The organism is Lentzea sp. NPDC051208, from assembly GCF_040682435.1.
GTDB lineage: Bacteria > Actinomycetota > Actinomycetes > Mycobacteriales > Pseudonocardiaceae > Lentzea > Lentzea kristufekii.
The window spans coordinates 88,719-115,462 of record NZ_JBFBAW010000019.1; the positions used below are offsets into that span (position 1 = coordinate 88,719).

Here is a 26,744-nt window from a genome sequence, read left to right on the forward strand (position 1 = left end):
GCAGAACGACGGTGGCCGAGGCGGTTCGCCAGAGCTTACGGTGAACGGGTGACGACCACGGCCGAGGTTGTGAGCCAGGCGGACGAGAAGATCCGGCGCCTGGAGTCCCAGCTGGTTCGCGAGTACGGCGACGTGCCACCGAGCCTTGTGCACGAGTGGATCGAACGTGCGCGCGCACGGTTCGGAGGTGCGCGGCTGCAGGACTACGTGCCGTTGTTCGTGGCCCGTGAGGTGCGGGCATCGGCGCGTGCGTTCCCCGTCGAGGCGACGGAGGGAACGTTCCTGTCGACCTGGGCGCGCAACACCGCCCGCCGCCTGCTCGCCGCCGAACTGCCCCGTCGCTGGGCGCACACCGCCGGAGTGGCGCGCCGTGCCGAACACGTGGCGCGCGTCCTGCCCCAGGAGGAACGCGAGCTGCTCGTCGCCGCGGCCTGGGTGCACGACATCGGCTACGCCGCCGAGGTGAGCGACACCGGCCTGCACTCGCTCGACGGGGCCCGCTACCTGCGCCGGGCGGGCGTCTCGGAACGGATCTGCGGCCTGGTCGCGCACCACTCCGGCGCGGCGGCCGTCGCCGAGCTCGTCGGCCTGGGAGGCGAGCTCGGGGAGTTCCCGGACCACCGCGGCCGCCTGCGGGACGCGCTCTGGTACTGCGACATGAGCACCGGCCCCGACGGCAGCCCGACGACGGTGCAGGGCAGGCTCGCCGAGATCCGGCAGCGGAGGGGACCGGAGGACCCGGTGGTCCGCGCGCTCGCGATGAACGGCGACGAACGCCTCGCCGCGGTCCGGCGCACGCACCGGCTGCTCCGCCGCGCTTCCTGACCCGAGACGGTCGTCTACGGTGGCGGCATGCTGGACCTCAGCCCGCGGCCGGGCGACCTGGAGCCCGTCGAGACCGCCTCGATCGACGAGCTGCGGGCGTTGCAGCTCGAACGGCTCCGGTGGTCGGTTCGCCACGCCTACGAGAACGTGCCGCACTACCGCGCCTCTCTCGACGCGAGCGGTGTGCACCCCGACGACGTGAAGTCGCTGGCGGACCTGGCGAAGCTGCCCTTCACGACCAAGTCCGACCTGCGGGGCAACTACCCGTTCGGCATGTTCGCCGTCCCGCGCGAAGAGGTCGCCCGCGTGCACGCCTCGTCGGGAACGACCGGCAAGCCGACCGTCGTCGGGTACACGAAAGCCGACCTGGACACGTGGGCGAAAGTCGTCGCGCGCAGTATCCGCGCCGCGGGCGGCCGGGCCGGGCACGTCCTGCACAACGCCTACGGTTACGGCCTGTTCACCGGCGGGCTCGGTGCGCACGCGGGCGCGGAACTGCTGGGCTGCACGGTCGTCCCGGTGTCCGGCGGCATGACCGAGCGCCAGGTCCAGCTGATCCGCGACTTCGAGCCGGACGTCATCATGGTGACGCCGTCGTACATGCTCTCGATCATCGACGAGATGGAGCGGCAGGGCGTCGACCCGCGCACCACCTCGCTGAAGGTCGGCATCTTCGGCGCCGAGCCGTGGACGAACGACATGCGCCACGAGATGGAACGCCGCCTCGACATGCACGCGGTGGACATCTACGGACTGTCCGAGGTGATCGGGCCGGGCGTGGCGAGCGAGTGCGTGGAGACCAAGGACGGCCTGCACGTCTGGGAGGACCACTTCTACCCGGAGATCATCGATCCGGTCACCGGCGAGGTGCTGCCCGACGGCGAGGAGGGCGAGCTCGTCCTCACCTCGCTGACCAAGCAGGCGATGCCGATCATCCGCTACCGCACCCGCGACCTGACCCGCCTGCTGCCGGGCACGGCGCGGAGCATGCGCCGGATCGAGAAGATCACCGGCCGCACCGACGACATGATCATCCTGCGCGGCGTGAACCTGTTCCCGACCCAGATCGAGGAGCTGATCCTGCGCGTTCCCACGCTGTCGCCGCACTTCCAGTGCGTGCTGAGCCGCACGGGCAACCTCGACGACCTCACCGTGCTCGTGGAGCACCGCGAGGACGCCGCGGCCGGCGACGCGGGGGAGGAGCTGCGGCGGCTGGTGAAGAACTCGATCGGCGTCACCGTCGCGGTGGACGTCGTCGCGCCGGGCGGGATCGAGCGGTCCGTCGGCAAGATGAAGCGGATCGTGGACCGCCGGCCGAAGCGCTGATCAGCACGTGACGCACGAGTCACCGCATTTACTTGAAGATTGAACTATCTTGGACGGCATGAAGAAGATCGGTTTTCTGTCGTTCGGGCACTGGACGGACAGCCCGCACTCGCAGACGAGGTCGGCGGCCGATACGTTGCTGCAGTCGATCGACCTGGCCGTGGCCGCCGAGGAGCTGGGCGCGGACGGTGCCTACTTCCGCGTGCACCACTTCGCGCGGCAGCTCGCGTCGCCGTTCCCGCTGCTCGCCGCGATCGGCGCGAAGACCGACCGCATCGAGATCGGTACCGGCGTGATCGACATGCGCTACGAGAACCCGATGTACATGGCCGAGGACGCGGGCGCCGCCGACCTCATCGCCGGCGGAAGGCTGCAGCTCGGCATCTCGCGGGGATCGCCCGAGCAGGTCGTCGACGGCTGGCGGCACTTCGGCTACGGACCCGGTGAGGGCGAGACCGACGCCGACATGGCCCGCATGCACGCCGAGCTGTTCCTGAAGGTGCTGGAGGGCGGCGGCTTCGCGGAGCCCCACCCCCGCCCGATGTTCCCGAACCCGCCCGGCCTGCTCCGCATCGAGCCGCACTCGGCGGGCCTGCGCGACCGCATCTGGTGGGGCGCCGGCTCCAACGGCACCGCCGCCTGGGCTGCCCAGCAGGGCATGAACCTGATGAGCTCCACCTTGAAGTTCGACGAGGGCGGCGCACCGTTCCACGTGCAGCAGGCCGACCAGATCAGGGCGTTCCGCAAGGCCTGGACCGAGGCCGGCTGGGAGCACGAGCCGCGCGTCTCGGTGTCGCGCAGCATCTTCGCGCTCACCACGGACCTCGACCGGATGTACTTCGGCGGCGACGGCAAGAGCACCGACCAGGTCGGTTTCATCGACGGCCCGAACAAGGCGATCTTCGGCCGTTCCTACGCGGCGGAGCCCGACGTGCTGGTCGAGCAGCTGGCGGGGGACGAGGCGATCGCCGAGGCCGACACGCTGCTGCTGACCGTGCCGAACCAGCTCGGCGTCGAGTTCAACGTGCACGTCCTGGAGAACATCCTGACGCACGTCGCGCCGGCGCTGGGCTGGCGCTGACGGGGGACAAGACCCGCTGACCCGTTCGCAGCGAACGGATCAGCGAGCTCTATTGCTTCAGTGTTGACCGAGAAGAATCACCGGCGGCGGTCGCGCACGTAGACCGCCGACTTCTTGCCCTGAACGCGGCGATCGACCTCGAAGAGCGTCGTCGCGGTGATCAGGTCGCTGAGCTTCGAATAGCCGTACGTGCGGGAGTCGAACTCGGGGCGCTGCTTGGTGATGATGCTGCCGACCGCGGCGAGCGAGGCCCAGCCGTCCTCGTCGGACGCCGCCTCGACGGCGTTGCGCAGCAGCTTGACGAGGGTGGTGTCACCCTTGAGCTGGGCGACGGACACCGTCGACTTCCGCGTCATCGGCGTCTCGGTGGGAGCCTCGGCCTCGGGGTAGGCGAGGTTCTCGACGTAGATGAACTTGTCGCAGGCCGCGACGAACGGCTTGGGCGTCTTGCGTTCGCCGAAGCCGTAGACGGTGAGGCCGGACTCGCGCAGGCGGGCGGCGAGGCGGGTGAAGTCGGAGTCGCTCGAGACGATGCAGAAGCCGTCGAAGCGGTCGGAGTACAGCAGGTCCATCGCGTCGATGACCATCGCGGCGTCGGTCGCGTTCTTGCCGGTCGTGTAGGCGAACTGCTGGATCGGCTGGATCGACTGGGCCAGCAGGTGGTCCTTCCAGCCCTTCAGGTTGGTGCCGGTCCAGTCGCCGTACGCGCGCTTGACGTGCGCGGTGCCGTACTTGGCGATCTCCGCCAGCAGCGCCTCGGTGATCGAGGGCTGGGCGTTGTCCGCGTCGATCAGCACCGCGAGTTTGACGGCGCTCTCATTGGCAGTGGCCACGGTCGTTCGCCTTTCAGGTGTCCAGCAGCCGGCTGAGCCACGTCAGCGAGGCGGTGATCTGGTGCGGGGAGAGGCCACGCCGCCGTTGTTCCTGGTAGATCTCGGGGGCCAGCGGTGCGAGCAGGACCTCGACCAGGCCCTCCGGGTGGGGCACGGCCGCGTCGCGCAGCAGCGTCAGCACGTGCAGCCGCCAGAAACCGTAGGCCCCCGTGCGGAACCGGGCGTCACCGGTCTCCGCTCCGAGCGCCAGGTGCAGGTGCCGCTCGAGCAGGCCCGTCATCGCCGCGTAGAACGCCGCGAGGCGCTCGTGGGGCGGCGCCCCCGGCCCCAGCGGTGGCGGACCGCCCATCAGCTGTTCCTGCAGGACGCGTTCGTGCTCGTCCAGCAGTGCGGCGGCGACGGAGGACGGGTCGGGGTAGCGGCGGTAGAGGGTGGCGCGGCCGACGCCGGCGGCGCGGGCGATCTCGTCCATCGTGACCTGGCGGGCGTCCTTGGCCGCGAACAGGTCCTCGGCGGCGGCCAGGACCCGCGCCCGGTTGCGCGCGGCGTCAGCCCGTTCCTTGGCCATGAGCGGATCGTACTCGATCATCAACTAACTGGACAGTGTGTCCACTTCATGCCTACTCTTGATTAGCGGACACTGTGTCCACTTACTTGGGGGTTGTCGTGTACTTCGTGCTTCTGGGATCCGCGCTGCTCGTCGGATGCCTGCTCGCCGTGCAGGCGTCGGCGAACCTGCGGCTGACCAGGGCGGTGGGCACGCCGTACGGAGCGTCGGCGCTGCAGCTCGGACTCGCCGCGGCGGTGCTCGCGGTGCTCGCCGCGGCGACCGGCACGATCGGCGCGGTGGCGCTGGTGCCGGACGTCGAGCCCTGGCACCTGGCGGGCGGACTGGCCAGCCCGCTCTACATCACCAGCGGCATCCTGCTGTTCCCGAGACTCGGCGCGCTCGCCACCGTCGGGCTCTTCGTGACCGGCCAGGTGTTCGCGTCGGTGGCGCTGGACCTGTTCGGCCTGCTCGGCGTGCCGCGGCAGCCGCTGTCCGCGGGCATCGTGATCGGTGCCCTGGCGGTGCTCGCGGGCATCACCGTGCTCTCGCGGCCGCTGCGGGCCGCGCGGGCCGGCTGGGTCGGCCTCGGCATCGCCGCGGGCGCGGTGCTGCCCGTGCAGGGCGCGATCAACGCCAGGCTGCGCGCCGACCTGCACGCGCCGATCGCCGTCGCCCTGATCAGCTTCGTCGTGGCGACGCTGGCCATCGCGGTGGTGCTGCTGCTCAACCGCACCCCGGCGCCGAAGCTGGTGCCGCTCAGGGACATGCCGTGGTGGGGCTGGCTCGGCGCCGGGTGCGCGGCGGCCTACGTCACCGCGACGTTCTTGCTGATCCCCGAGATCGGTGCGGCGACCACGGTCGCGCTCACCGTCACCGGGCAGCAGATCGCGTCGGCGGTGATCGACCACTGTGGACTGTTCCGGATGCCCCGCAGGCCGTTCACCTCCGCGCGGGTCACCGGACTCGCGCTGCTCGTGGCGGGTTCACTGCTGGTCCAGTTCGGGTGACGGGCCCGGTTGCGACACGATCCGCCAAAGTGGCACGAACGCCCTGTTCCCGCATTACGGTGGTGGTGGCAACGGGCTTGAGAGAGGCGGAACCGGGCGTGACGTCCTGGGTTGAAGTGATCAACTATGTCCGGCTGCGGTACGAGGTGCTGGAGGAGTCGGACGACTGGCTGCGCTTCCGCCTCGACACGGACGGCGCGCGGACGCAACAGGTCGCCGTGCACCACCTGCCGGACCTCGGCGGAGCGGCGTGGGTGGAGATCTCCTCGGCCGTCGGCCGCGCCGCGGACGTCGACCTGCGCCGTTTCCTCGAGCTCGCGGGCGAGTCGCAGGTGGGCGGGGCGGCCGTGGTGGACGGTCTCGCGCTGCTCAAGCACGTGGTGCCGCTGGAGGACCTGAGCGTGCGGGAGGAGTTCGAGCGCCCGCTTGCGTTGCTGGTCGGCCGCGCGGACGCGATCGAGCACGAGCTGACGAGCGGCGACGACTTCTGACGGTCCGCTGGGCCGCGCCCGTGGCCTGATGGCGGACGCCGCGGACTGGGCCGGGCAGCAGGTGGCGAGGTCGTTCCTGCGCCGGCAGCGGCGCCGGGCCCTGCTCGACTGCCTCCGCGACGGCGGCCTGACCTGCGCGTGGCGGTTCGGGGACCGGCACGTTCGCGATCCGCCGGGATCGTTCCTGCTCCCGGCGGTCCACCGGCTCCTCCCTTGACTGCCGGGTCCGTTCTGCGATCGTGTGCGTCGTGACTGGACTGGAGCAGCATTCGGCCGACGTCGTGATCGTCGGCGCCGGCTACGCGGGCCTCGCGGCCGCGTCCCGCCTGGCGGCCGCCGGACTCGAGGTGGTCGTCCTGGAGGCCGCGGACCGCGTGGGCGGCCGGGTGGTCAGCGAGGTGCTGCCGTCCGGCGTGCGCGTCGACCACGGTGCACAGTGGATAGGCCCGTCCCAGAAGCGGTTCCACGAGCTCGCGGAGCGGTTCGAGTGCGCGACTTTCCCGACCTGGGAGACCGGTCGGCACGTCGAGATCTGGCACGACGGCACCCGCAACGACCACTCCGGCTCGATGCCGGAGTCCGGCCCCGGCGTCGCCGAACACGGGCGCGTCACCGCGGCGCTCGACGAGCTCGCGCTGACCGTCGACCTGGACCAGCCCTGGTTCACCCCCAACTTCGAGGTCCTCGACTCGATGTCCGCGGAGGAGTTCTTCCACTCGCAGACCGACGACGAGGACGCGCTGCGCAGGCTGGCGCACGCGGTGCAGCGCGTGTGGTGCTGCGAGCCGAGGGAGATCTCGTTCTTCCACGTGCTGTTCCACGTCGCCTCGGCGGGCGGGTTCGAGCAGCTGACGGAGACCCCCGGAGGTGGGCAGGACTCCCGTTTCGCTGACGGCGCGGACGCTCTCGCCCTGGCGATGGCCGCGTCGCTGACCGTGCGGCTGGACGAGCCGGTGCTGACGATCCGGCACACGGACGACGGTGTCGAGGTGATCACCGGCAAGGCGGTGGTGGCGGCGCGGCGGGTGATCGTCACCGTGCCACCGGCCGCGCTGGGACGCATCGGCTTCGAGCCCGCGCTGCCGCCCGCGCGCCGCGGCTGGACGGGTCACACGCCGATGGGACGCGTCGCGAAGGTGCACGCGGTCTACGAGGAACCGTTCTGGCGCAAGAAGGACCGCTCCGGCATCGCCACCCTCCACGGCCGCAACCCGGTGGGAGCGGTGTTCGACAACTCGCCGCAGGACGCGTCCCGAGGCGTGCTGGTCGCGTTCATCCACGGCGACCGGGTCGTCCGCTGGGCCGCCGCACCGGACGACGTTCGCCGGGCCGACGTCCTCTCGGCGCTGGCGGACGTCGCCGGCGCCCGTGCGCGCATGCCCGTCGACTACGCCGAGATGGCCTGGTCCGAGGACGGATGGACCATCGGCGGTTACGCGTGCTTCGTGTACCCCGGCGGCTGGACCGAGTACGGCGAGCACGGCTGGCGCGCCCCGACCGGCGCGCTGCACTGGGCGGGGACCGAGACCGCGTCGGTCTGGAACGGCCACGTCGAGGGCGCCATCACCTCGGGCGACCGTGCCGCCGACGAGGTGATCGCCGCGCTGAAGGCCGCGAGATGAATTCCTGTTCGGCGGAGGCGTGAAAGCGCCTGAATAGACTTCTGCAAACGTTGCCGATTCCCTAATTCACATATCTGATGTTCACATGCTCGAACGTTCTGGCGAATTACGCACGAATTGTTGACGGGGACTTCGTGGGCTATTCACAATTCGGAACCGCGGTGTGAGCCGCCCCACAACCGCGGTCACGAAGAGTCCCTGGAGGCAGCGTGTCCCGAAGTCAAGGCCTACGACGAGCAGCGGTGCTCGGCATCGTGGGCACAGTCGCCGCGGCGGGCATCGCCGTGCTGGTGAACGCGGCCGACGCGGCCCCTGGCGCGGGCGCGCTCACCGGACTGGACACCTCGGCGGGCAATCGCCGGGCACCCGTCAGCGGGTTGTACGACTGGAGCAAAGCCGGTTATCGGGGTGGTCAGAACCTCCCCGGCCAGAACGAGATCAACCCCGGTGCGGCGTGCCAGATCACCGCCGCGGAACTGGCGAGCCAGTTCGGCGTGAAGCCGAATGACGGACAGGACGACTCGGCGGGTCTGCAGGCGGCGATCGACTCGATCAGGACGACCTGTTCACCGTCGGCGAGCTACTCCGCGCTCAGCCTGATCACACTTCCCGCCGGTGAGCTGGAAGTCTCGCGCGAACTGCACGCGGACGCGGACTACCTGATCATCCGCGGCGCCGGCAGGGACGCCACGAGGATCACCTTCAGGCCCGACGCGAACACCCTGTACGACTCCCTGACCCCGGACGGCTCCGACTGGGACGAGGACGGGATGACGTCCGGCCAGGGCAAGGGCGGCTGGCTGTGGCCGGGCCGCGGCCTGTTCCGGGTGCAGTCGCGCGGCGTGCATTCGAGCTACGCGAGCGACTACGCGGCGGCGCCGGAGAACCGCAAGGACATCTTCGAGGGCACGGTCAACGTGCACTGGAAGGCCGGTGTGAAGGTGAGTGCCGCCGCGAAGGCCGGCGACCGCGCCATCACGGTCGCCTCGGTCAGCGCGATCAAGCCGGGCACGTTCGTCAACGTTCGTGCCGCGAACTCGGTCAGGTTCTACGAGCAGCAGTTCGCCACGAGCACGCCGTACCCGTTGCTGAACATGCACATGCGGCAGCAGATCTTCACCGTCGCGTCGGTGTCGGGCACGACCGTCACGCTCGACAAGCCGCTGGAGTTCGACGTTCCGGTCAACTCCACGTCGGACGGTTCACCGCCGATCGGCGGGACGGCGTACGACTCGAAGGTGTCGCCGCTGGTGGACCCGGTCGTCGGCGTCGGGTTCGAGAACTTCGGTTTCACGCAGGCGATGCCCGGTCTCGACCAGGCCGACTCGGTCAACAACTACGGCAACATGGCGCCCGCCGCCCAGATGCACGGCATCGTCTTCAAGTGGGCGGCGAACTCGTGGGTGAAGGGCGTCCGCGCGGAGATGACCGGGTCGCACCCGATCGTCACCGAGGAGGCCAAGAACCTGCAGATCGTGGACAACGAGCTCGACGGTTCGTGGAACAAGGGCAAGGGCGGCAACGGCTACTTCCGCGGCTCGCGCGTCTGGGACTCGCTCTACGCCGGCAACACCTCCCGCAACCTGCGGCACTTCACGTTCCAGTGGTCCGCCGCGGGCAACGTCGTGATCGGCAACGACTTCGACTCCGACCTGAACCTGCACGGCGGCTGGGAGCGCAACAACCTCTTCGAGCTCAACACCGTCCGGGTGCCCTACGCCCACCGGTCCGGCAACTGCCGCGCCAACTGTGGCGAGGAGGGCGGCGGCGGTCCCGACAACTCGAACTGGTTCCCGATCTGGTGGGGTGCGGGCAAGAAGGCGGTCAAGTGGTCCGGCGCGACCGGGCCCCGCAACGTCTTCTTCAACAACACCATGACGAAGCAGACCGCGACCGGCGGCCCGTTCACCGGCTACTACGCCGACCACGCGCGGATCTACCAGTTCGGCTGGAACGGCACGGGCTACCAGCACCTCGACGTCGGCGGCACGCCGATCACCGACTGGGCCTCCAACGAGCAGCGCGACTTCACCGGCGGCCACGGCGTGGACGCCACGAAGACCGACCCGGCGGCGTCGCTGTTCCTGAAGTCGGTCAACGGAACCCCTCCGACCAGCATTACCACCACCACCACCACGTCGTCCACGACCACCACCAAGACGACGAGCACCACTACCACTCCGCCGTCGGGCTCGTGCCTCACCGCCAAGATCACGCAGACCTCGGTGTGGAGCAGCGGTTACGGCGCCGACGTGACGCTGACCAACGGCTGCGCGACCGCGACGTCGTCGTGGACGGTCGAGTTCGACCTGCCGTCCGGCACCACGGTCAGCAGTTCGTGGAGCTCGGTCCGCACGTCCACCGGCCAGCACCACAAGTTCACGAACGTGAGCTTCAACGGTGCCATCAAGCCGGGCGCCAGCGCGAAGTTCGGCTTCAACGCGTCGGGCACCGGTCTTCCCGCCGGCTGCACGGTGAACGGCAACTCCTGCGGAGGCAACTGATGGGCACCAGGGCACTGGCACTGGCCGGGGTGGCCGCGACCGTCGCGGCACTGCTCAGCGGCGCGTCCGCACAGGCCGCGGCACCGGTGCTGAAGGTGGCGGTCACCCAGACGTCCGTGTGGAACGGCGGCTACGGCGCGGACGTGACGATCACCAACTCCGGTGACGCCGCGAGCACGTCGTGGACGGTCGAGTTCGACCTGCCGTCCGGCACCACGATCACCAGTTCGTGGAGCTCGGTCCGCACCTCGACCGGCCAGCACCACAAGTTCACGAACGCGAGCTTCAACGGCGCCGTCAAACCCGGTGCCAGCGCGAAGTTCGGCTTCAACGCGTCCGGCGGCAGCCTGCCGGTGAACTGCACGATCAACGGCGTGCCGTGCGGCGGCGGGACCACCCCGCCTGCCGACACGCAGGCACCCACCGTGCCGGCCGGGCTGCGGTCCACCGGGGTGACGTCGAGTTCGGTGTCGCTCGCGTGGACGGCGTCCGCCGACGACGTCGGCGTCACCGGCTACGAGGTGCTGCTCGGCAACGCGGTCAGCACGACCGTCACCGGCACGGCGGCGACCGTCAGCGGCCTGTCGCCGGCTACCGCGTACTCGTTCTCGGTGCGCGCGAAGGACGCGGCGGGCAACAGGTCGGCGGCGAGCACCGCCGTGAGCGCGACGACCAGTCAGGACAGCGGCGGTGGCGGCACCGTCGACGTGTCCACCGCGGCACAACTCCAGGCGGCACTGGCCGCGGCCACCCCGGGCCAGACGATCAGGATGGCGGCGGGCACGTACCGCGGCTCCTTCGTGGCCAACGGCCGGGCGGGCACCGCGTCCCAGCGCATCACCCTGAGCGGTCCGCGCGACGCCGTGCTCATCAACGACGGCCCCACGGGCGTCGCCCCGTCCTGCCCCACGCCCACCGCGGGCTGGGACTCCGGCTACGGCCTGTGGCTCTTCGGCTCCCCGTACTGGAACCTCACCGGGTTCACCGTGCAGGAGTCGAAGAAGGGCATCGTCCTCGACAACTCGCACCACACCACGATCGACGCGGTCTCGGTGCACCACCTCGACGAGGAAGCGGTCCACTTCCGCCGTTCCTCGGCCGACGGCGTCATCCGCAACTCCACGATCACCGACACCGGCCTCGTCCAGCCCGGCTACGGCGAAGGCGTGTACCTCGGTTCCGCCAACTCCAACTGGGCCTGCCACGGCAACAACGGCGGCATCGACCGCAGCGACCGCGTGCAGGTGCTGAACAACAGGATCGGCCCGAACGTCACCGCCGAGGCCATCGACGTCAAGGAGGGCACCTACGACGGCGTCATCCGAGGCAACACGTTCGACGGCCAGGGCATCACCGGCCAGAACTCGGCCGACTCCTGGGTCGACGTCAAGGGCATCGGCTACCTGATCGAGGACAACTCCGGCACGTTCCGCAGCCCCGGCACCTTCGCCCACGGCTACGAGACGCACAACACCAGCACCACTCCCACGTTGCCCAACGGGTGCGGCAACACCTGGCGCGACAACCGTTCGGACCTCGGCGGTGTGGGCCAGTACGCCATCAACATCACCTCGGTGTCGAAGTGCGCGGCGATGCCCAACGTCGTCTACTCCTCCAACACCGTGACCGGAGCGGTGAAGGGCCTGACCAACGCCCCGGTGACCCCGTAACGCCTCCCTGTCGCGAACGTGTCCGGCGCTCCACTGTGGACGCCGGGCACGTTCGTGTCACGAGTGCTGTGCCAGGAAACGAGCCGTCGCGCGCGGGCTCCGGAAGACGTGCAGCCGCGCGTTGCCGGCGTGGGCCGCGATCGCGTTCTCCAGGAGCGGCCGGGACTTGCGACGCCACGACCAGACCCAGCGCCAGAAGTCGGCGGTCTCGCGGGACCTGAGCAGTGCGCGCCAGGCGCAGCGCGGGAAGGAGTAGTCGAGCAGGAGCACGGTGTCCGCCCTGACCAGCCGCACTTCCAGCACGTCGTGGGGGCCGAGGTCGCCGTCCATGATCCACCGGTCTTCGGCGGCGAGCTCGCCCTGGACGATGGCCCAGAGGTCGTGCGGGGTCGGTTCCAGGTCCGGTCCCCAGAAGTGCTTGTCGAGCTCGATGACGGGAAGGCCGGTCGCGGTGCCCAGTTTTGTCGCGAGGGTGGACTTCCCGGCGCCGCCACGGCCGAGGATGACGACGCGTTCCATGACCGTCATCGTGTCAGGCGCCCCGGCTCACGCGTGCACCGGCCGGTGTTCGCCGAAGATCAGGTCCCAGTCCAGCTCCGGCACCGGAACCGGCCGGGGTTCGGGGATGTGGCCGTGGGTCGGCACGATCGACCCGTTGAGGAACTGCCACACCTCGTCGCCCATGCGCTGCTCCAGGGCGGTGGCTTTCCTCGGCTGCGGGATGCCGGTGGGAATCGTTGCCACGAAACGGATCCCGCGGAACCCTTCGGCATCGGTGGCTTCGAGCGTGCCGTGGTGCCGGGTGGCGATGCGGCGGGCGATGGCGAGGCCGAGGCCCGCGCCGCCCGCGGCACGGGTGCGGGCCTCGTCGAGCCGGGTGAACCGGTCGAAGACGCGGTCGCGGTCCGCCTCGGGGATGCCGGGGCCGTCGTCGATGACCTCGAGCGTCGCGGACGAGCCGCCGCTTAGGCGGACGATCACCGCGGTGCCCGCGTGGCGTTCGGCGTTGTCGAGCAGGTTGCCGAGCAGCCGGGACAGCTGGGCGCGCCGGCCGGGGACGATCACCTGGTCGTCCGCCTCCAGGGTGACCGCGGCCCGGCGGGAGACCTCGCGCCGCACGACGGCGGTGAGGTCGACGGTGTCCTGCTTGTCGAGTGCGTCGGAGTCCAGCCTGGCCAGCAGCAGCAGGTCCGTGGTCAGCTCCTGCAGGCGTTCGGCGTCCTCCAGCGCCGACTTCACGACGGTGGGCCAGTCCGCGAGGTGCGGGTGCGACAGCGCGATCTCCAGCTCTGCTCGCAGTGCGGCCAGCGGGCTGCGCAGCTCGTGCGAGGCGTCCGCGACGAACCTGCGGGTGTCCTCGACGGTGCTGTGCACCCGGTCGAGCGTCTCGTTCAGCGTGGCGGCCAGCCGGGCGATCTCGTTGTCGGACGACGGCACCGGGACGCGCCGGGTGAGGTTGTGCTCGTTGATCTCGGCCACCTCGGCCCGCATCGTCTCGACCGGCCGCAGCACCCTGTTGGTCGCCGCGAGCACCGTGACCGACACCAGCGCGGTGATCGACGCGAGCACTCCGATCAGGGACAACGTCGCGCGGTCGAGCTGTTGCTGTGCCTGAGAGGCGATCGACCTCGCGTCCTCGTCGTTGCGGTGCGGCCCCTCCCCGATCTGCTGCGAGCGGGTCTCACCGCTGCCGCTGAACGGCCACAGCGACAGGACCGGCCGCACCTCAGTGCTCGCGTACCGGACGAGCACACCTGGCGTGGCGGCGGTCGCGTTCTTCTGCAGCGGTACGCACCGCGTGCTCGAGCACATGTAGTGCACGCGCGAGCTGTCCGCGGTCTGCGTCGCGATCTCCGCGCGTTGCGAGACCAGCATCAGCAGCCCGGCGAGGCCGATCAGCAGCGCGGTGACCACCGTGGCCAGCACGGTCACCTTGGCCTGCAACGATTTCACCGGTCCACCAACCGGTAGCCGACACCGCGCACGGTGGTGATGCTCCGCCGGTCGAACGGTGTGTCGATCTTGCGGCGCAGCGCGCTGATGTAGACCTCGACGAGGTTGGGGTCGGGGTCCTGCGCCGCGTCCCACACGCCGTCGATGATCTCCGACTTGGTGACGACCTCGCCCGCGTGCCTGAGCAGGAAGTTCAGCACCGAGAACTCCTTCGCCTTCAGGTCGATCCGCGTGGTGCCCCGGTGGCACTCCCGGCTGAGCGGGTCGAGCACCAGGTCGCCCGCCCGCAGCAGCACCGGCTGGGCGGTGCGCGACCGCCGCGCCAGCGCCCGGAGCCGCGCCACCAGCACCACGTAGGAGAACGGCTTGGTCAGGTAGTCGTCCGCGCCGGTGTCGAGACCCTCCGCCTCGTCGAACTCGCCGTCCTTCGCGGTGAGCATCAGGATCGGCGTCCACACGCCCGCGTCGCGCAACGCCTGGCAGACCCGGTACCCGTTGAGGCCGGGCAGCATGATGTCCAGGACGATCACGTCGTACGGGTGCTCGCGCGCCCGCCACAACCCGTCCGTGCCGGTGCGTTCCACGTCGACCGCGAACCCTTCCGCGGTCAGCCCGCGGGTGAGCAGGTCGGCGAGGCGGGGGTCGTCTTCCACCACGAGCACGCGCATGGCAGCAGAGTGCCGCATTGATCATGATCGCGTCCTGAAATCCGGTTCAGGATCTTTCAGCGTCCTTTCAGGTTCACCCTGGCAGGCTGCGCAGCGTGGATCGGGGGTTCCACGATCGGGGAGAAGGTGGCGGCGCCGAGGGGGGAGCGGTGCTGCCACTTTCTGGTCTGCCTGTGAGCGCCGGAACTAGGGCCTGTGCCGAAGTCTGATCCGCGACAGCCGGGCCCGAGGCGGCCCCTGGCGGCACGGCCGGACGACCCACGTACAACACCGGTATGCGGGCCATCCGGCCGCACCACCAGAAACCACCTCAAGCGCGACTCTCATCGAACCGGACTTCGACACAGGCTCTAGACGTGCGCGGGTGTGGCGACCGGTTCCACCTTCTGACGCTCAGCGTGGACCGAGGCGATACCGCCCAGGATCAGCAGACCGCCGAGCAGCTGCAACGGCGAAAGACCCTCACCCAGCAACAGCCACGCGAACAGCGAGGCCGACACGACCTCGAGCAGCGCGATGAACGACGCCAGCCGTGAGCCCAGGATCCCCGAGGCGGTGATGCCGCTGGCGTACGCCAGCGCGGTGCCGATGACCGCGACGACGAGCAGCGGCACCCACCAGGGCGTGGGCTCGCCGAACAGCGGCACGTCGCCGAACGTGGCGGTGAACGGCAACAGGCCGGTGGCGCCGATCAGGGCCAGGACCGGTGCGGCGAGCAGCAGTCCCGCTCCGGCCAGCGCCACCGGGGGCAGGCCGTTGTTGGGGCGGGCGGCGATCACGAAGTACACGGAGCACCCGATGGCGGCACCGAAGGCGGCGGCCAGGCCGATCGGGTCGACGGCCTGGATCGCGCCGGGGCCGATGACCAGCACCAGGCCGCCGACCGCGAGCACCGAGCCGATCAGGACGACGGGGGCGGGCGTTCGCCTGCTGACCGCCCAGGTGAAGCCGACGAGGATGAGCGGCGCGAGGAACTCGATGAGCAGTGCCGTCGCGACCGGGATCCGCTGGATGGCGGCGAAGTAGAGGACCTGGGTGATCGCCACGCCCACCAGGCCCATGCCCAGCACGGGCCAGCGGGCCTGCAGCAGCAACGACCAGCGGCCGCGCATCAGGACGAGGACGAACGGCAGCAGCACCAGGCCGGCGGTGAGCGCGCGGGCCGTGACGGCGGCCGCGGGGGACCAGCCGGCCTCCAGCAGGGGTTTGACGAACGCGCCGGAGGTGCCGAACGAGATGAACGAGACCGCCGCTGCGATCAGGCCCGTGGACTTCGACGGAATCCCCATGGTCGCGTGCCTCCCGGTTCCGAACGGTGTCATGGCCTAACCTGACCTACGCCCCTGACGCTAGGCCGGTCTCGGTAAGGAGTCAATTTGCGTTTTGCCCCTGACACGGAGGAGTCGCTCGCGTTCGTCGTGGCGCTGTGCAACACGGACCCGTCGGCCTCGCGCGGTGGTGACGACGAGCTGGCCACCGTCGGCCAGCTGGCGGCCCTGCTCAGCCGGTTCCGCTACACGGGGCGCATCGACGGCGACGAGGCGGAGCTGCGGGACGTCCACCTGACACGCGCGCTGCTCCGGCGCGTGTGGTCGCTCAGTCGCGATGACGCGGTCGAGGCCGTCAACAAGATGTTGCGCGACGCGAAGGCACTGCCGCACCTCGTGCGGCACGACGACCTCGACTGGCACATGCACGCCACCGAGCCCAACTCACCCCTCGCCGAACGCATGCGGGTCGAGGCCGCGCTCGCCCTCATCGACGTGATCCGGATGAACGAGATGGACCGCCTGCGGGTCTGCGCGGCCGACGACTGCGAAGGGCTCCTGCTCGACCTGTCCCGCAACGGGTTGAAGCGGTTCTGCAGCGTGCGGTGCGGCAACCGGATGAACATGATCGCGTTCCGCGAACGGCGTGCGGACGGCCGGTGAGACGCGGGCGTTCGATGCTCGCCGGGCCGCGCCTACGTGGAGGCAGGTGCCACGGAGATCGTCCTCACCGCGCGCCACAACCTCGACGCGGCCATCCAGAGCAGGACGCGCCGCCTGGCCGGGTCTCTCAACCAGGAACGTTAGTCGTCGAAGGTGAACCCGGTGCGCACGCGCAGTTCCGTGGTGGCGCAGTCCCAGCCCGCGCGTTCGGCGACGAAGGTGTAGTCGCGGTCGCTCGTCATCGGGAACTCGGTGTGCACCAGGACATCGCGTGACACGGCCTCGGCGACGGTCCTGCCGTCGAGCGTGACGTGCCACTTCACCTCGGACTCGCAGCCCCGCAGTTCGACCGAGAGCCCGCCGTGTCCCGTGCGCGCCGGAGTGCGGCCGACCCCGCCGAACCGCGTTTCCACCTTGGTCCTGGCCGCCAGTTCGTACACGTGCACGGGAGCGCAGACGACAGCGTCCGAACCGCCGGCGCACTCCTGCACGGTCCGGGGAGCGTCACCGCCCACGACCCTGGTGCTCACGTGGTCCGGCAGGTTCGCCAGCATGACGGCGGCGAGGGCGACGACCCCCAGCGACGCGATCGTCGTCGCCGTCGACACCACCACGGCGCGCACCCTGCGCCGCACGGCCTCCGAGCGCTCCCGCGCCTCCAGTTCGAGTTTCTGCAGCAGCTCCGGCTTGTCCGTGGCCGCCGCGACGAGCATCGCCACCTGGCGGGTGGCGAGCGTGGCGGAACGGGACGCCATCAGCGACGCGATGAGCGCGATGACGGCGCTGACGATTCCCGCTACCCACGACACCCGCTCGACCCAGTCCCAGGACACCGCGCAATCCAAGCAGAACAAGGACATTCAGCGCGGCGGAACGGTGATGATCTCCCCGGAGGCCACGGCGGCCGTCACGTCACCCGCGGCGCATCATGCGCTGGGCGAGGCGTTTCGCGAAGCCGGTGAACGGCGGCTGGGCGAGGCGGAGCGTGTCGAACGCGAGCGGCTTGCGCAGCACCGGCTTGAGGTGGGAGAAGGCGTTCCACGAGTAGTGGCCGTGGTAGGCGCCCATCCCGCTGGCACCGACGCCGCCGAACGGCAGCCCGCTCACCACCACGTGGATCAGGCCCGCGTCGTGGACCACCGCGCCGGACGACGTCCGCTGCTCGAACAGGCGGCGGGTGCGGGAGGACGACGTGAACACGTACAGCGCGAGGGGTTTGTCCCAGGCGTTGACGACGTCGATCGCCTGCTCGGCCGAGTCGACCGCGACGACCGCGACGACGGGGCCGAAGATCTCCTCCCGCAGCACAGCGTGGGCCGCGTCCGGGCCGACGGACAGGCGGCCGCCGCTCAGGGTCACGACCGTGGGCGCGAGGTACCGCTCCGCCCGGTCGTGGTCGCCGCCGATCACCACGTTGGTGCCGTCCAGCAGGGACACGAGCCGGTCGAACTGCCGCTCGTTCACGATCCGGCCGTAGTCCTCGCTCGCCCGCGGGTCCGCACCCCACAGGTCCGCGATCGCCTTCCGGAGCGCCTGCACGAGTGCGGGGATCCGGTCGGGAGTGGTCATCACGTAGTCGGGAGCGACGCACGTCTGGCCCGCGTTGGTGAACTTCGCCCACACCAGCCGCCGTGCCGCCTGGTCGAGGTGGGCGTCGTCGTCGAACCAGACGGGTGACTTGCCGCCCAGTTCCAGCGTCACCGGCGTCAGGTGCTCGGCCGCGGCCCGCATCACGATCCGGCCGACCGTGCCGCTGCCCGTGAACACGATGTGGTCGAACCGCTGCGCCAGCAGCTCGGTCGTCTCCGGGACACCGCCCTGCACCACGCGCACGGTGCCGTCGGGGAAGTAGGCGGGCACGAGCCTCGCGATCAGCGCCGACGTCTCCGGCGCCAGTTCGCTCGGCTTGAGCACGGCCGTGTTGCCCGCCGCCAGCACGCCGACCAGCGGGCCGAACAGCAGCTGCATCGGGTAGTTCCACGGTGCGATCACCAGCACCACGCCGAGCGGCTCGGGCACCAGCCGCGCCCGTGCCGGCCACAGGCCCAGCGGCACCGGGGCGCGCCGGGACCGTGACCAGCTCCGCAGGTGCCGCATCGTGTGGCCGATCTCCGCCAGCACCACGCCGATCTCGGTCAGTTGCGCCTCGCCCGCGTTCTTGTGCAGGTCGCTCCACAGGGCGGCCTCGAACGCGGCCTCGTTCTCGGTGAGCAACGCGCGCAACGCCCGGAGACCGGCGGTGCGGGCGGCCAGGGGACGGGTGGTGCCGGCGTCGAACACCTCGCGGGCGCCGGAGACGGTCGCGGCGAGGTCGGCTGTCGTCGTGGGCATGCACCTCACCCTACCCCATTACGAAACAGATCCTTTTCGTTTCTTTGTCGCGGTATGCTGGGCGGGATGACGACGAAGGCCGAGGCGGCACCGGGGCGCCCCAAAGACCCGCGGGTGGACGCGGCCCTGATCAACGCGGCGATCGAGGTCCTCACCGAGTCGGGATGGGCCTCCTTCACCACGACCGCCGTGGCCAAGCGCGCGGGCGCCTCCACCGCGTCCCTCTACCGCCGCTGGCCGTCCAAGCAGGCACTCGCCGGAGCCGTCGCCCGGCACATCGCCCAGGCGGAGCTGGCCGGGATCGACACCGGCGCACTCGAGAGCGACCTGCGGGAACTGCTGGCGCGCAAGCGGAAGATCCTGGAAGCCGCCACCGGCCCCGCGCTGCTCTCGCTGATGGGGCAGGCCGCGCACGACCCGGAGCTGCGCCAGATCCTGCACGACGACGTCTACCAGTCGGTCCGCGGTGAGCTCGGGGCCCTCGTCGACCGGGCCACCGGCCGCGGGGAACTCGCGAACGCCGTGGGCGGCGCGCAGATCGACGTGCTGACGCTGGTGCTGATCGGCACCGCCCTGGCCCGGTCGGTCTTCGTCGAGTCCGGCGCCCACGACGCCGCTGAGGCGGAGCTCCCCCTGCTGCTCGCGGCGATCAACCTCGCCTGATCTACGGCCACGGAAGTGTCCATTCCGGTGGGAACAGCGCCTCCGGTGCCGTGACGGGGCAATGTGCCCGCAGCACCACACCGGTGGTGCCCGGCAAGCTCACCGAGGTGACCTGCTTGCCCTCGTGGTCCCGATAGGCGCGGTACAGCGGCACCGTGACCGCCCGGCTGCCGGTCGGGTTCGCGTTGACGAGCGCCATACCGCAGGTGAAGTCCCGGCGGAACACCTTGTTCGCGACCGCGCGGTAGGCGCCGACGGGGTGCCCCAGGTGCCAGTCGTACTCGGGGTGCCACGGCGTCGGGTCCGCGTAGCCGTCGGTCTTCTCGATCTCGGCGATCGCGGCGTGCCCGCTGGTGGTCATGAACAGGCTGGCCAGCGCGTACCGGAAGGCCTGGGGGTCGCCCACCTCGAAGTGCGGCTGCACCCAGGTCATCTTGTCGTTCGCCTCGTTGACGGCGATCTCGGCGACCTGCCGGCGCCAGCCCTCCGGGTAGTCCTCGAGGAGCCGGTCGCTGGAGAACGTCAGCCACCACTCGTCGAACGCGCCGTCGAGATAGGCGCCGTACGCGTCCCATCCGCCCGCCTGCAGCCGTGCGTTGGTCAGGTTCCCGACCGAGAGCAGGCCCGCGGCCGTGAAGCTGGTCTTGATGTCGGCGAGCATGCCTTTGTAGGCCTGCTGGAACGACGCGTTGTCCGGATATTTCGCCGGGCACACGCCGGAATGATAGGCGTCGCAGGTGTAGAGGACGTTGTCCAGGAACACCCCGTCGAATCCGGTGGATTTGGACGTCGCGACGACGCTGCTCACCCAGGCTTTGCGGTATTCGGGATTTCCGACGTCCATCTGCCAATGGCCTTCGTAGCCGGAGTAGGCGAGTTCTTTCCCGTTCGGACCTTTCAGGAACCACTCAGGGTGGTTCTTGCGCGCGTAGCAGTAACCGAGGCCGGCGGGCAGGTGCTCGTCGTCCTTGCCTCGCTTGCACGCGTAGGAACGGGTGGAGGAGAGGTCCTTGTAGACGTAGACCTTGACCTGGGGATTCGCCGCCTTGAGCTTCTTCAGCAGGTCGCCTTCCCAGGCGTTGAGCACGATGTGGGCGCGGCGCTTGGCCTCTACGGCGATCGTCTCGTCGGACACCGGTGTGCTGTTGAGGTGGAGCCAGAAGGACTGGACACGTCCGACGGGCGCGGGTTCACCCGCTTCGGCCGCGGGCGGGAAGAGTCCGATGAGCAGGAGCGCCAGCAGAATCCTCCGCAGCCTGCCTGTTTTCTCAAGCATCGCCCCTCCTCGCCCGAAGTCCTGCGAGCGAGGTACCCATTGCGGGATGAGGGCGTGGCGGCGAAGTCGTAAACCACCTGTTGTGGTGTGGCGGCGTCGGGGAAATGACACGGTGAGTACCACCGCCGCTCCTGGCCGGGTGATCCACTGCAGGACGACCAGGCCGCGGGAAGCGCGAAGACCACCCCGTCGAGGTGATCTTCGCGCTCGGCGGTTCGACCGCAGGGCCGCTAGACCGCGTCCGCGACCTTGATCTTGCCCTCGATGATCTGGGCCTTGTAGCCCTCCAGGATTCCCTGCAGCTTCGCGTCGATCTTGCCGCCCGACGTCGCGTACCCCATGCCGTTCGACTTGAGGTCGAAGACCTTCGGCAGCGACGCGAGGTCGTTCGCCGCGGCGGCCTCGAAGAAGTCGTAGACGGCGACGTCCACGCGCTTGAGGCTGGAGGCCACGATGACGTCGCGGTTGGCCGCGAGCGCGGGCTGGTTGTACTGGTCGGCGTCACAGCCGATCGCCAGCACGCCCGCCTCCTTCACCGCCGCGAACACGCCGATGCCGGACGCGCCGGCCGCCGGGTAGACGACGTCGGCGCCCTTGTCGATCAGGCCCTTCGCCGCCTCCTGGCCCTTGGGCGGGTCCTGGAAACCGGTGAAGTCGCCGGCCGGGGTGATGTACTTCTTGTCGATCGACACCTTCGGCGCGGCGGTCTTCGCGCCCTGGTAGTAGCCCGCCTCGAACTTCTGGATCAGCGGGATGTCCACGCCGCCCACGAAGCCCACGTGGCACTTCTTGCTCTGGTACGCGGCGACGACGCCCGCGAGGAACGCGCCCTCCTGCTCGGCGAAGACCAGCGGCGTCACGTTCGACACACCGTCCACAGCGGAGTCGACCAGGCCGAACTTGACGTTCGGGAACTCCGGCGCGACCACCTTGAGCGACTCGGTGTAGGCGAAGCCGACGCCGACGATCGGGTTGAAGCCCTCGGACGCGAGCTGGCGCAGCCGGGTCTGCTTCGCGGACTCGTCCTCGTTCGGCGCCGCGGACAGCTCGCGGGTGTTCTCCTTCTTGACGCCCATGTCCTTGATCGCCTTGTCGAACCCGGCGGCGGCCAGGTCGTTGAACGACGCGTCGCCACGGCCACCGATGTCGTAGGCCAGACCGATTTTCAACGCGCTGCCGTCGACCTTCTTGTCGTTGGCGGCGCTGGTGCTCGACGTGGCGGGCGCCGTGGGCGGCGCCGAGAACTCACAACCACTGCCCGACGCGGCGGGCGGGGTGCCACCACCGGAGTCCTTCGCACAGGCGCTCACCACCATGAGGCTGGTCAGCGCGATCGCGGCCACGGCGGTGCCACGCATACGACGACGCACGGTTCGTCTCCTCTAACTCGGCTTTGAGAGGCGGACGCTACCTCGCACGCCGATCAAACCGGTTGAGAGTTCACTTATTGGGATCGAGGAATTTGCGGAAGACGAGGAAGTCGCACGGGCACGCGAGGTGCGGCACCAGGAACGGGTACGCGGCTTCCAGACCGTCCTTGCGCACGAGCCGATAGCCGATGCGGGTGTACCAGGCCCGGAGAAACTCCTTCACCGGGTGCTCCCACGTCTGCGGGACGAGCAACTCCAGCTGCATCTCACGAAACCCCTGCTCACGGCCCCAGTTCTCGGCGAACGACACGAGGTCTTTGCCGATGCCGGTGCCACGCTCCTCCGGCGCGGCGACCAGCATCCCGAACTCGCCCACGCCGTCCTCGATCTCGTGCACGCGCACGGAACCCACGACGCGATCGCCCGACCAGGCCACCGCGATCTGCCCGGTGGCGATGAGCTCCGCCACCTCGGCCTCGGTGGTCCGGGACTGGCCCTCAAGCCAGATTCCCTTTTCCGCCTCGGAGTACACGCGGTTGATCAGGGCGGCGATCTCCGCGGCGAGCGCCGTGTCGGAGATCAGGACGGGAGTCACCACGGCGACGGCTGGGTGAGCTTGGCGAGCTCGTCGGCGTGCTGGAGCACCCCGAGCTCACGCAGCATCCGATCACGCTGCACCGGGTCGTGCGCGACGTGCGAGGCGTGCAGCGCCTTGCGCAGCCGGGCTTTCCGGCGCGGCGTCCACGGGCCGGCGACGGCGAGCTTCGCGGCGCGCAACGCCGCCTTGTCACGGGTGCGCGCCAGGGCGTCGCGGTCGTCGTCGCCCAGGCCCAGCAACGACAACACGCGTTCGCGCAGCTCACGCCCGACGCGTGCCCACGTGGTCGTGCGCCGGCGCGCGGCGCGGATCTCGATGCCGAGCGCGAGGTGCAGCATCACCAGGCCGAGGACCGGTCCGAGCAGGACGCGGGCGGTGCCGGCGACGGGGCCGGACAGGCTGAAGGCCGCGAACGCGGCGAACGCCGTCAGCGCCCACGCCACGAGGCGGGCAGGACCGGGACGGCCGTTCTGGCGCACCCCACCGCGCATCGCCCAGCCGCACGCCACGAGCGCCGCCTCCATCACGGAGAACAGGACGACCCGCTCCACGACGTCGGTGATGCCCAGGCGCTGTTCGAAGAACCGCCACGAGGTGTCGACGCTGACGCCGATGCTCATCAGCGCGACGGCGTAGAACCCCTTGGCACCGGCGGGCTTCGACGGCTCGGCCGGCGGTTCCGGAGCGGGGGAGGGGATCTCCGCCTTGTCGAGCTCGGCGATCAGTTCCGGCGTGAGCAGCACATGACCGCTCGTGTCGGTCATGTCGTTGGCAGCGCGCCACTCGTTCACGATCGCCCTGGTGTGCGAGCTGGTGGGCACCGCCTGGCCCTGCTTGTGCAGCCAGCGGCGAACGTCCTCGACCGTGCAGCCGCGCGGCAGGTGCTCCAGCGCGTGCTGGATCTTGGCCTTCTGCGTCTTCAGCCGGGCCAACTCGGCGCTGTGGTCGGTCAGGGTGCCGACCTCGTCCGTGGTCACTCGTGCTCTCCGTCCTCATGTGTGGGGGCTTGCAGGGGCACGCGGACGCGCCGGACCCTACCCGGCTACCCGGCGTGAACATCATCAGGTTTACGACGTTGACACTGTCACGGTTGCAGTGTCACTATCGTGGGGTGTGGACGCTCGACGAGTTGCTGGACCGCGTCTCCGCCGCGTTGGCGGCGGAGTACTCGGGCGCGCCCAACGGACGCGTCCGGGACGTGCCCGACAAGCGGGCCGTCCGCTGGTACGCGACGACGGGGCTGGTCGACAGACCGTCGGCGATGCGCGGCCGCACCGCGTTGTACGAGAAGCGCCACCTGCTCCAGCTGGTGGCGGTGAAGAGACTGCAGTCGCAGGGGAGGACGCTGGCCGAAGTCCAAGCCGAACTCGCGGGCGCCACCGACACGACGCTGGCGGCCATCGCCCGCGTGCCGGAAGATCTGCTCTCCACGGCTGGAGCACCACCGCCAGAGGCCGTTCGCCCCAGGTTCTGGGCCGAACCCGCTGCCGCACCGGCCGCGCCACCCGCACCTGCCGAGGCGTTCGCGCTGACCGGCGTCGCGCTCGGGGGAGGTGCCGTCGTCCTGGTGCCGGGGACGCCGACCGCCGCCGACCGCGCGGACATCGCCGCCGTCGCCCGGCCACTGCTCGACCTGCTCGCCGCCCGCGGCCTGCTCGACGAAAGGGAATCGTCATGACCATCTCCGTCGCCCCGATGAAGGCCGCCGAAGCCGACCGCATCGGCCGGACGACCGAGGACGCGGGCCTGGGCGCACTGCGCACCGAACGCGGCAACCTGCCGCTGGAGCGCCTCGGGGTGCGAGCCTCCATCACCGGTCTCGTCGGCCGCGTGGTCCTGACGACCGGGTTCGTGAACACCCACGACACCGCTCTCGAAGCGACCTACGTGTTCCCGTTACCCGACCGCGCCGCCGTCACCGGCATGAAGATGACCGCCGGCGACCGCACGGTGGAAGCCGATCTGCAGGAACGCGCCCAGGCCCGCCAGACGTACGACGACGCGATCGCGGCGGGCAAGAGGGCGTCCATCGTGGAGGAGGAGCGCCCGGACGTCTTCACCATGCGCGTGGGCAACATCCCCGCCGGTGAACGGGTGACCGTCGAGCTGACCCTGGTCGGGCCACTGGTGTTCGAGGACGGCGCGGCCACGTTCCGGTTCCCGCTCGTCGTGGCACCTCGCTACGTGCCGGGTTCGCCACTGCCCGGACCGTCCGTCGGCGACGGGCACGCCCAGGACACGGACCTGGTGCCGGACGCCTCGCGGATCACGCCGCCGGTGCTGCTGCCGGGCTTCCCGAACCCCGTGCGGCTCGGCATCGACGTGGAGATCGACCCCGCCGGACTGGAACTCGGCGAGGTGCGGTCGAGCCTGCACACCGTCGTCACCGAGGGGAACACCGTGTCGGTCTCGCCGGGGGAGCGGGTCGACCGCGACTTCGTGCTGCGCCTGGCGTACAACGGGAACAGCCCGGCGGTCGTGTGCGTGCCCGACGAGGACGACAGCGGTGAGGGCACCTACCAGCTGACGGTGCTGCCGCCCGAGACCGAGGCCCCGGTCCGCCCCCGTGACGTCGTGCTGCTGCTCGACCGGTCCGGCAGCATGTCGGGCTGGAAGATGGTCGCGGCCCGGCGTGCGGCGGCCCGCATCGTCGACACGCTGACCGCCGACGACACGTTCTCCGTGATCACCTTCGACCACCACCTGGAACGGCCGGACACGCTCGGCTCCGGACTCGTCACGGCCACCGACCGCCACCGCTTCCGCGCCGTCGAACACCTGGCGGCCGTGCAGGCACGCGGCGGCACGGAGATGTACGAGCCGTTGCGGCAGGGCCTGACCCTGCTCTCCGACGCGGCCTCGGAGCGCGACCCCGTCCTCGTGCTCGTGACGGACGGTCAGGTCGGCAACGAGGACCAGATGCTGCGCGACATCGCACCGCTGATCAGCCGGACGCGGATCCACGCCGTCGGCATCGACACCGCCGTCAACGCGGGCTTCCTCGGCAGGCTGGCCGCCGCCGGGGCGGGCCGGTGCGAACTCGTCGAGAGCGAGGACCGGCTCGACGAGGCGATGACGCACATCCAGCGGCGGATTGGCGCCCCGGTGATCACCGACGTGGTGGTGTCGCCGGGGTCGGACCTGCCCCGCCTGCCCACCGCCATCTATCCGGGTGTGCCGCTGGTCGCCTTCGGCCGGTACCGCGGCGCAGCACCGGAGTCCTACACCGTGCGCGGCCGTACCCGTGATGGCGCCGACTGGCAGGAGACGGTGGCGGTACAGCGGCACACCTCGCCGGCCGTGCGGTCGCAGTGGGCCCGTGCCGCGCTGCGTGACCTGGAGGACCGGTACGCGGCCGGCGACCGGACGCTGGAGTCGTCGATCGTGGAGACCTCGCTGCGGTTCGGCGTGCTGTGCCGCTTCACCGCGTTCGTGGCGGTGGACGAGCGCGTCGTGTCCGACGGGACGGTGCACCGGGTGGTGCAGCCGGTCGAACAGCCCGCGGGCTGGGAGATGCGGGCACCAGGCGGCGCGATGCCGATGTTCGCCGGCGGCCCGCCCGCCTTCGCCGCTGCGGCCCCGTTCGCCGCCGCGCCCGCCGCCTTCGCGGGACCGGTACCGCCGCCTCCGCCCGCGCCGGGGGCCACGCGCTCTCGTGCGGGTGCCGGGCCGGCCGCGCCCAAGCGGGCGGCGGTCTCCCTGACCGGATCGATGCCGGTCCGTCCGGCGGTCGACCCGGGCGACCTGCGCGAGGTCGTCACGCTGGAGATCCAGCGCCTGGAGAGGGACGCGTCGCTGCCGGCCTGGGAACGCCGCGACCTGCTCGCCGACCTGGCCAGCCGGCTCGGCATCCTGATCGCCGGTCGTACCGGTCCGGCCTACGGGCCGATACGCGGCTTGTTCGTGGAGATCGAGGCCGGTGGTGACGTCGACCGGCTGTGGGCGCGGACGTTGGAGGTGCTGCGGGAGTTCGTCGCGGAGGGGACGCCCGCCGAGCCGGAGCGGCGCCGGAGGTTCTGGCGCTGATCGGACGATTGCCCGTGTG

At 70.4% G+C, this 26,744-nt stretch carries 25 protein-coding genes; 13 read left to right on the plus strand and 12 right to left on the minus strand.

Annotation, left to right across the window (positions count from 1 at the left end):
• Positions 1–48 precede the first annotated feature (48 nt).
• The 3 genes from AB0M48_RS36045 to AB0M48_RS36055 are packed head-to-tail and all read left to right on the plus strand — an operon-like array spanning position 49 to position 3,232.
• Positions 49–825 (plus strand): HD domain-containing protein, encoded by a 777-nt coding sequence (locus tag AB0M48_RS36045; protein ID WP_363850581.1) that lies wholly within the window; start codon positions 49–51, stop codon positions 823–825.
• 27 nt (positions 826–852) lie between these two features.
• Entirely contained in the window at positions 853–2,151 is a 1,299-nt protein-coding gene (gene paaK, locus AB0M48_RS36050) for a phenylacetate--CoA ligase PaaK (protein WP_363850584.1), read from the plus strand.
• Positions 2,152–2,209: 58 nt separating this feature from the next.
• The gene (locus AB0M48_RS36055) at positions 2,210–3,232 is read left to right on the plus strand and encodes an LLM class flavin-dependent oxidoreductase (protein ID WP_363850587.1); all 1,023 of its coding nucleotides are present in this window, start codon (positions 2,210–2,212) and stop codon (positions 3,230–3,232) included.
• Between the two features lie 77 nt (positions 3,233–3,309).
• On the opposite strand, the gene AB0M48_RS36060 is transcribed toward AB0M48_RS36055, so the two are convergent.
• Positions 3,310–4,065: an NYN domain-containing protein gene (locus tag AB0M48_RS36060; RefSeq protein WP_363850589.1), complete on the minus strand. Its 756-nt coding sequence runs from the start codon at positions 4,063–4,065 to the stop codon at positions 3,310–3,312.
• Between the two features lie 13 nt (positions 4,066–4,078).
• Entirely contained in the window at positions 4,079–4,654 is a 576-nt protein-coding gene (locus AB0M48_RS36065; protein WP_363850592.1) for a helix-turn-helix domain-containing protein, read from the minus strand.
• A gap of 77 nt (positions 4,655–4,731) precedes the next feature.
• Between AB0M48_RS36065 and AB0M48_RS36070 the strand changes: the two genes are divergently transcribed.
• The 6 genes from AB0M48_RS36070 to AB0M48_RS36095 all read left to right on the plus strand — a co-directional run bounded on the left by AB0M48_RS36070 (position 4,732) and on the right by AB0M48_RS36095 (position 11,909).
• A complete protein-coding gene (locus AB0M48_RS36070; protein WP_363850594.1) occupies positions 4,732–5,622 on the plus strand; it encodes a DMT family transporter in 891 nt (296 codons plus the stop codon).
• Positions 5,623–5,720: 98 nt separating this feature from the next.
• Positions 5,721–6,113, plus strand: a complete 393-nt coding sequence (locus tag AB0M48_RS36075) for a hypothetical protein (RefSeq protein WP_363850597.1) — start codon at positions 5,721–5,723, stop codon at positions 6,111–6,113.
• A gap of 28 nt (positions 6,114–6,141) precedes the next feature.
• On the plus strand, positions 6,142–6,330 hold the full coding sequence (locus tag AB0M48_RS36080) for a hypothetical protein (protein WP_363850600.1): 189 nt from the start codon (positions 6,142–6,144) through the stop codon (positions 6,328–6,330).
• A gap of 31 nt (positions 6,331–6,361) precedes the next feature.
• Positions 6,362–7,735, plus strand: a complete 1,374-nt coding sequence (locus AB0M48_RS36085) for an FAD-dependent oxidoreductase (protein WP_363850602.1) — start codon at positions 6,362–6,364, stop codon at positions 7,733–7,735.
• Positions 7,736–7,977: 242 nt separating this feature from the next.
• Positions 7,978–10,239: a cellulose binding domain-containing protein gene (locus tag AB0M48_RS36090; RefSeq protein WP_363850604.1), complete on the plus strand. Its 2,262-nt coding sequence runs from the start codon at positions 7,978–7,980 to the stop codon at positions 10,237–10,239.
• Positions 10,239–11,909: a cellulose binding domain-containing protein gene (locus AB0M48_RS36095; RefSeq protein WP_363850607.1), complete on the plus strand. Its 1,671-nt coding sequence runs from the start codon at positions 10,239–10,241 to the stop codon at positions 11,907–11,909. The genes AB0M48_RS36090 and AB0M48_RS36095 overlap by 1 nt, the downstream gene beginning before the upstream one ends.
• A 57-nt stretch (positions 11,910–11,966) precedes the next feature.
• Here AB0M48_RS36095 and AB0M48_RS36100 read toward each other — a convergent pair whose 3' ends face one another.
• The 4 genes from AB0M48_RS36100 to AB0M48_RS36115 all read right to left on the minus strand — a co-directional run bounded on the left by AB0M48_RS36100 (position 11,967) and on the right by AB0M48_RS36115 (position 15,852).
• Positions 11,967–12,428, minus strand: coding sequence for a DNA topology modulation protein FlaR (locus tag AB0M48_RS36100; protein WP_363850610.1), 462 nt, complete (start codon positions 12,426–12,428; stop codon positions 11,967–11,969).
• A 27-nt stretch (positions 12,429–12,455) separates the two neighbouring features.
• Positions 12,456–13,862: a HAMP domain-containing sensor histidine kinase gene (locus AB0M48_RS36105; protein ID WP_363850613.1), complete on the minus strand. Its 1,407-nt coding sequence runs from the start codon at positions 13,860–13,862 to the stop codon at positions 12,456–12,458.
• Positions 13,859–14,530 (minus strand): response regulator transcription factor, encoded by a 672-nt coding sequence (locus tag AB0M48_RS36110; protein WP_363850616.1) that lies wholly within the window; start codon positions 14,528–14,530, stop codon positions 13,859–13,861. Before AB0M48_RS36110 ends, AB0M48_RS36105 begins: the two co-directional genes overlap by 4 nt.
• A gap of 350 nt (positions 14,531–14,880) precedes the next feature.
• Positions 14,881–15,852, minus strand: a complete 972-nt coding sequence (locus AB0M48_RS36115; RefSeq protein WP_363850619.1) for an EamA family transporter — start codon at positions 15,850–15,852, stop codon at positions 14,881–14,883.
• A gap of 54 nt (positions 15,853–15,906) precedes the next feature.
• On the opposite strand from AB0M48_RS36115, the gene AB0M48_RS36120 reads away from it, so the two are divergent.
• A complete protein-coding gene (locus tag AB0M48_RS36120; protein ID WP_363850622.1) occupies positions 15,907–16,461 on the plus strand; it encodes a CGNR zinc finger domain-containing protein in 555 nt (184 codons plus the stop codon).
• A gap of 140 nt (positions 16,462–16,601) precedes the next feature.
• Here the strand turns inward: AB0M48_RS36120 and AB0M48_RS36125 are convergent, their stop codons facing one another.
• Positions 16,602–17,294, minus strand: coding sequence for a hypothetical protein (locus AB0M48_RS36125; RefSeq protein ID WP_363850625.1), 693 nt, complete (start codon positions 17,292–17,294; stop codon positions 16,602–16,604).
• A 79-nt stretch (positions 17,295–17,373) separates the two neighbouring features.
• On the minus strand, positions 17,374–18,792 hold the full coding sequence (locus tag AB0M48_RS36130) for an aldehyde dehydrogenase family protein (protein ID WP_363850628.1): 1,419 nt from the start codon (positions 18,790–18,792) through the stop codon (positions 17,374–17,376).
• Positions 18,793–18,858: 66 nt separating this feature from the next.
• Between AB0M48_RS36130 and AB0M48_RS36135 the strand changes: the two genes are divergently transcribed.
• The gene (locus AB0M48_RS36135; protein WP_363850631.1) at positions 18,859–19,455 is read left to right on the plus strand and encodes a TetR/AcrR family transcriptional regulator; all 597 of its coding nucleotides are present in this window, start codon (positions 18,859–18,861) and stop codon (positions 19,453–19,455) included.
• Between the two features lies 1 nt (position 19,456).
• Here the strand turns inward: AB0M48_RS36135 and AB0M48_RS36140 are convergent, their stop codons facing one another.
• From AB0M48_RS36140 to AB0M48_RS36155, 4 genes are all read right to left on the minus strand, one after another.
• Complete coding sequence (locus AB0M48_RS36140; protein ID WP_363850635.1) at positions 19,457–20,731, minus strand: putative glycoside hydrolase; 1,275 nt, start codon at positions 20,729–20,731, stop codon at positions 19,457–19,459.
• 230 nt (positions 20,732–20,961) lie between these two features.
• Entirely contained in the window at positions 20,962–22,089 is a 1,128-nt protein-coding gene (locus AB0M48_RS36145) for a BMP family ABC transporter substrate-binding protein (protein WP_363850785.1), read from the minus strand.
• Positions 22,090–22,171: 82 nt separating this feature from the next.
• Positions 22,172–22,696, minus strand: a complete 525-nt coding sequence (locus AB0M48_RS36150; RefSeq protein WP_363850638.1) for a GNAT family N-acetyltransferase — start codon at positions 22,694–22,696, stop codon at positions 22,172–22,174.
• The gene (locus tag AB0M48_RS36155) at positions 22,693–23,676 is read right to left on the minus strand and encodes a hypothetical protein (protein WP_363850640.1); all 984 of its coding nucleotides are present in this window, start codon (positions 23,674–23,676) and stop codon (positions 22,693–22,695) included. Before AB0M48_RS36155 ends, AB0M48_RS36150 begins: the two co-directional genes overlap by 4 nt.
• Positions 23,677–23,810: 134 nt before the next feature.
• Here AB0M48_RS36155 and AB0M48_RS36160 point away from each other — a divergent pair, with 134 nt between their 5' ends.
• Positions 23,811–24,377 (plus strand): MerR family transcriptional regulator, encoded by a 567-nt coding sequence (locus AB0M48_RS36160; protein WP_363850643.1) that lies wholly within the window; start codon positions 23,811–23,813, stop codon positions 24,375–24,377.
• On the plus strand, positions 24,374–26,725 hold the full coding sequence (locus AB0M48_RS36165) for a VIT domain-containing protein (RefSeq protein ID WP_363850646.1): 2,352 nt from the start codon (positions 24,374–24,376) through the stop codon (positions 26,723–26,725). The genes AB0M48_RS36160 and AB0M48_RS36165 overlap by 4 nt, the downstream gene beginning before the upstream one ends.
• The last annotated feature ends 19 nt before the right edge of the window (positions 26,726–26,744 follow it).

Excerpts from the sequence above, each read along its gene's own strand:
- AB0M48_RS36140 (WP_363850635.1), bottom strand. The coding sequence starts at position 20,731 with ATGCTTGAGAAAACAGGCAGGCTGCGGAGGATTCTGCTGGCGCTCCTG.
- AB0M48_RS36100 (WP_363850610.1), bottom strand. The coding sequence starts at position 12,428 with ATGGAACGCGTCGTCATCCTCGGCCGTGGCGGCGCCGGGAAGTCCACC.
- AB0M48_RS36165 (WP_363850646.1), top strand. The coding sequence starts at position 24,374 with ATGACCATCTCCGTCGCCCCGATGAAGGCCGCCGAAGCCGACCGCATC.
- AB0M48_RS36115 (WP_363850619.1), bottom strand. The coding sequence starts at position 15,852 with ATGACACCGTTCGGAACCGGGAGGCACGCGACCATGGGGATTCCGTCG.
- AB0M48_RS36095 (WP_363850607.1), top strand. The coding sequence starts at position 10,239 with ATGGGCACCAGGGCACTGGCACTGGCCGGGGTGGCCGCGACCGTCGCG.
- AB0M48_RS36135 (WP_363850631.1), top strand. The coding sequence starts at position 18,859 with ATGACGACGAAGGCCGAGGCGGCACCGGGGCGCCCCAAAGACCCGCGG.
- AB0M48_RS36145 (WP_363850785.1), bottom strand. The coding sequence starts at position 22,089 with ATGCGTGGCACCGCCGTGGCCGCGATCGCGCTGACCAGCCTCATGGTG.
- AB0M48_RS36080 (WP_363850600.1), top strand. The coding sequence starts at position 6,142 with ATGGCGGACGCCGCGGACTGGGCCGGGCAGCAGGTGGCGAGGTCGTTC.
- AB0M48_RS36130 (WP_363850628.1), bottom strand. The coding sequence starts at position 18,792 with ATGCCCACGACGACAGCCGACCTCGCCGCGACCGTCTCCGGCGCCCGC.
- AB0M48_RS36055 (WP_363850587.1), top strand. The coding sequence starts at position 2,210 with ATGAAGAAGATCGGTTTTCTGTCGTTCGGGCACTGGACGGACAGCCCG.
- AB0M48_RS36110 (WP_363850616.1), bottom strand. The coding sequence starts at position 14,530 with ATGCGCGTGCTCGTGGTGGAAGACGACCCCCGCCTCGCCGACCTGCTC.
- paaK (WP_363850584.1), top strand. The coding sequence starts at position 853 with ATGCTGGACCTCAGCCCGCGGCCGGGCGACCTGGAGCCCGTCGAGACC.
- AB0M48_RS36065 (WP_363850592.1), bottom strand. The coding sequence starts at position 4,654 with ATGATCGAGTACGATCCGCTCATGGCCAAGGAACGGGCTGACGCCGCG.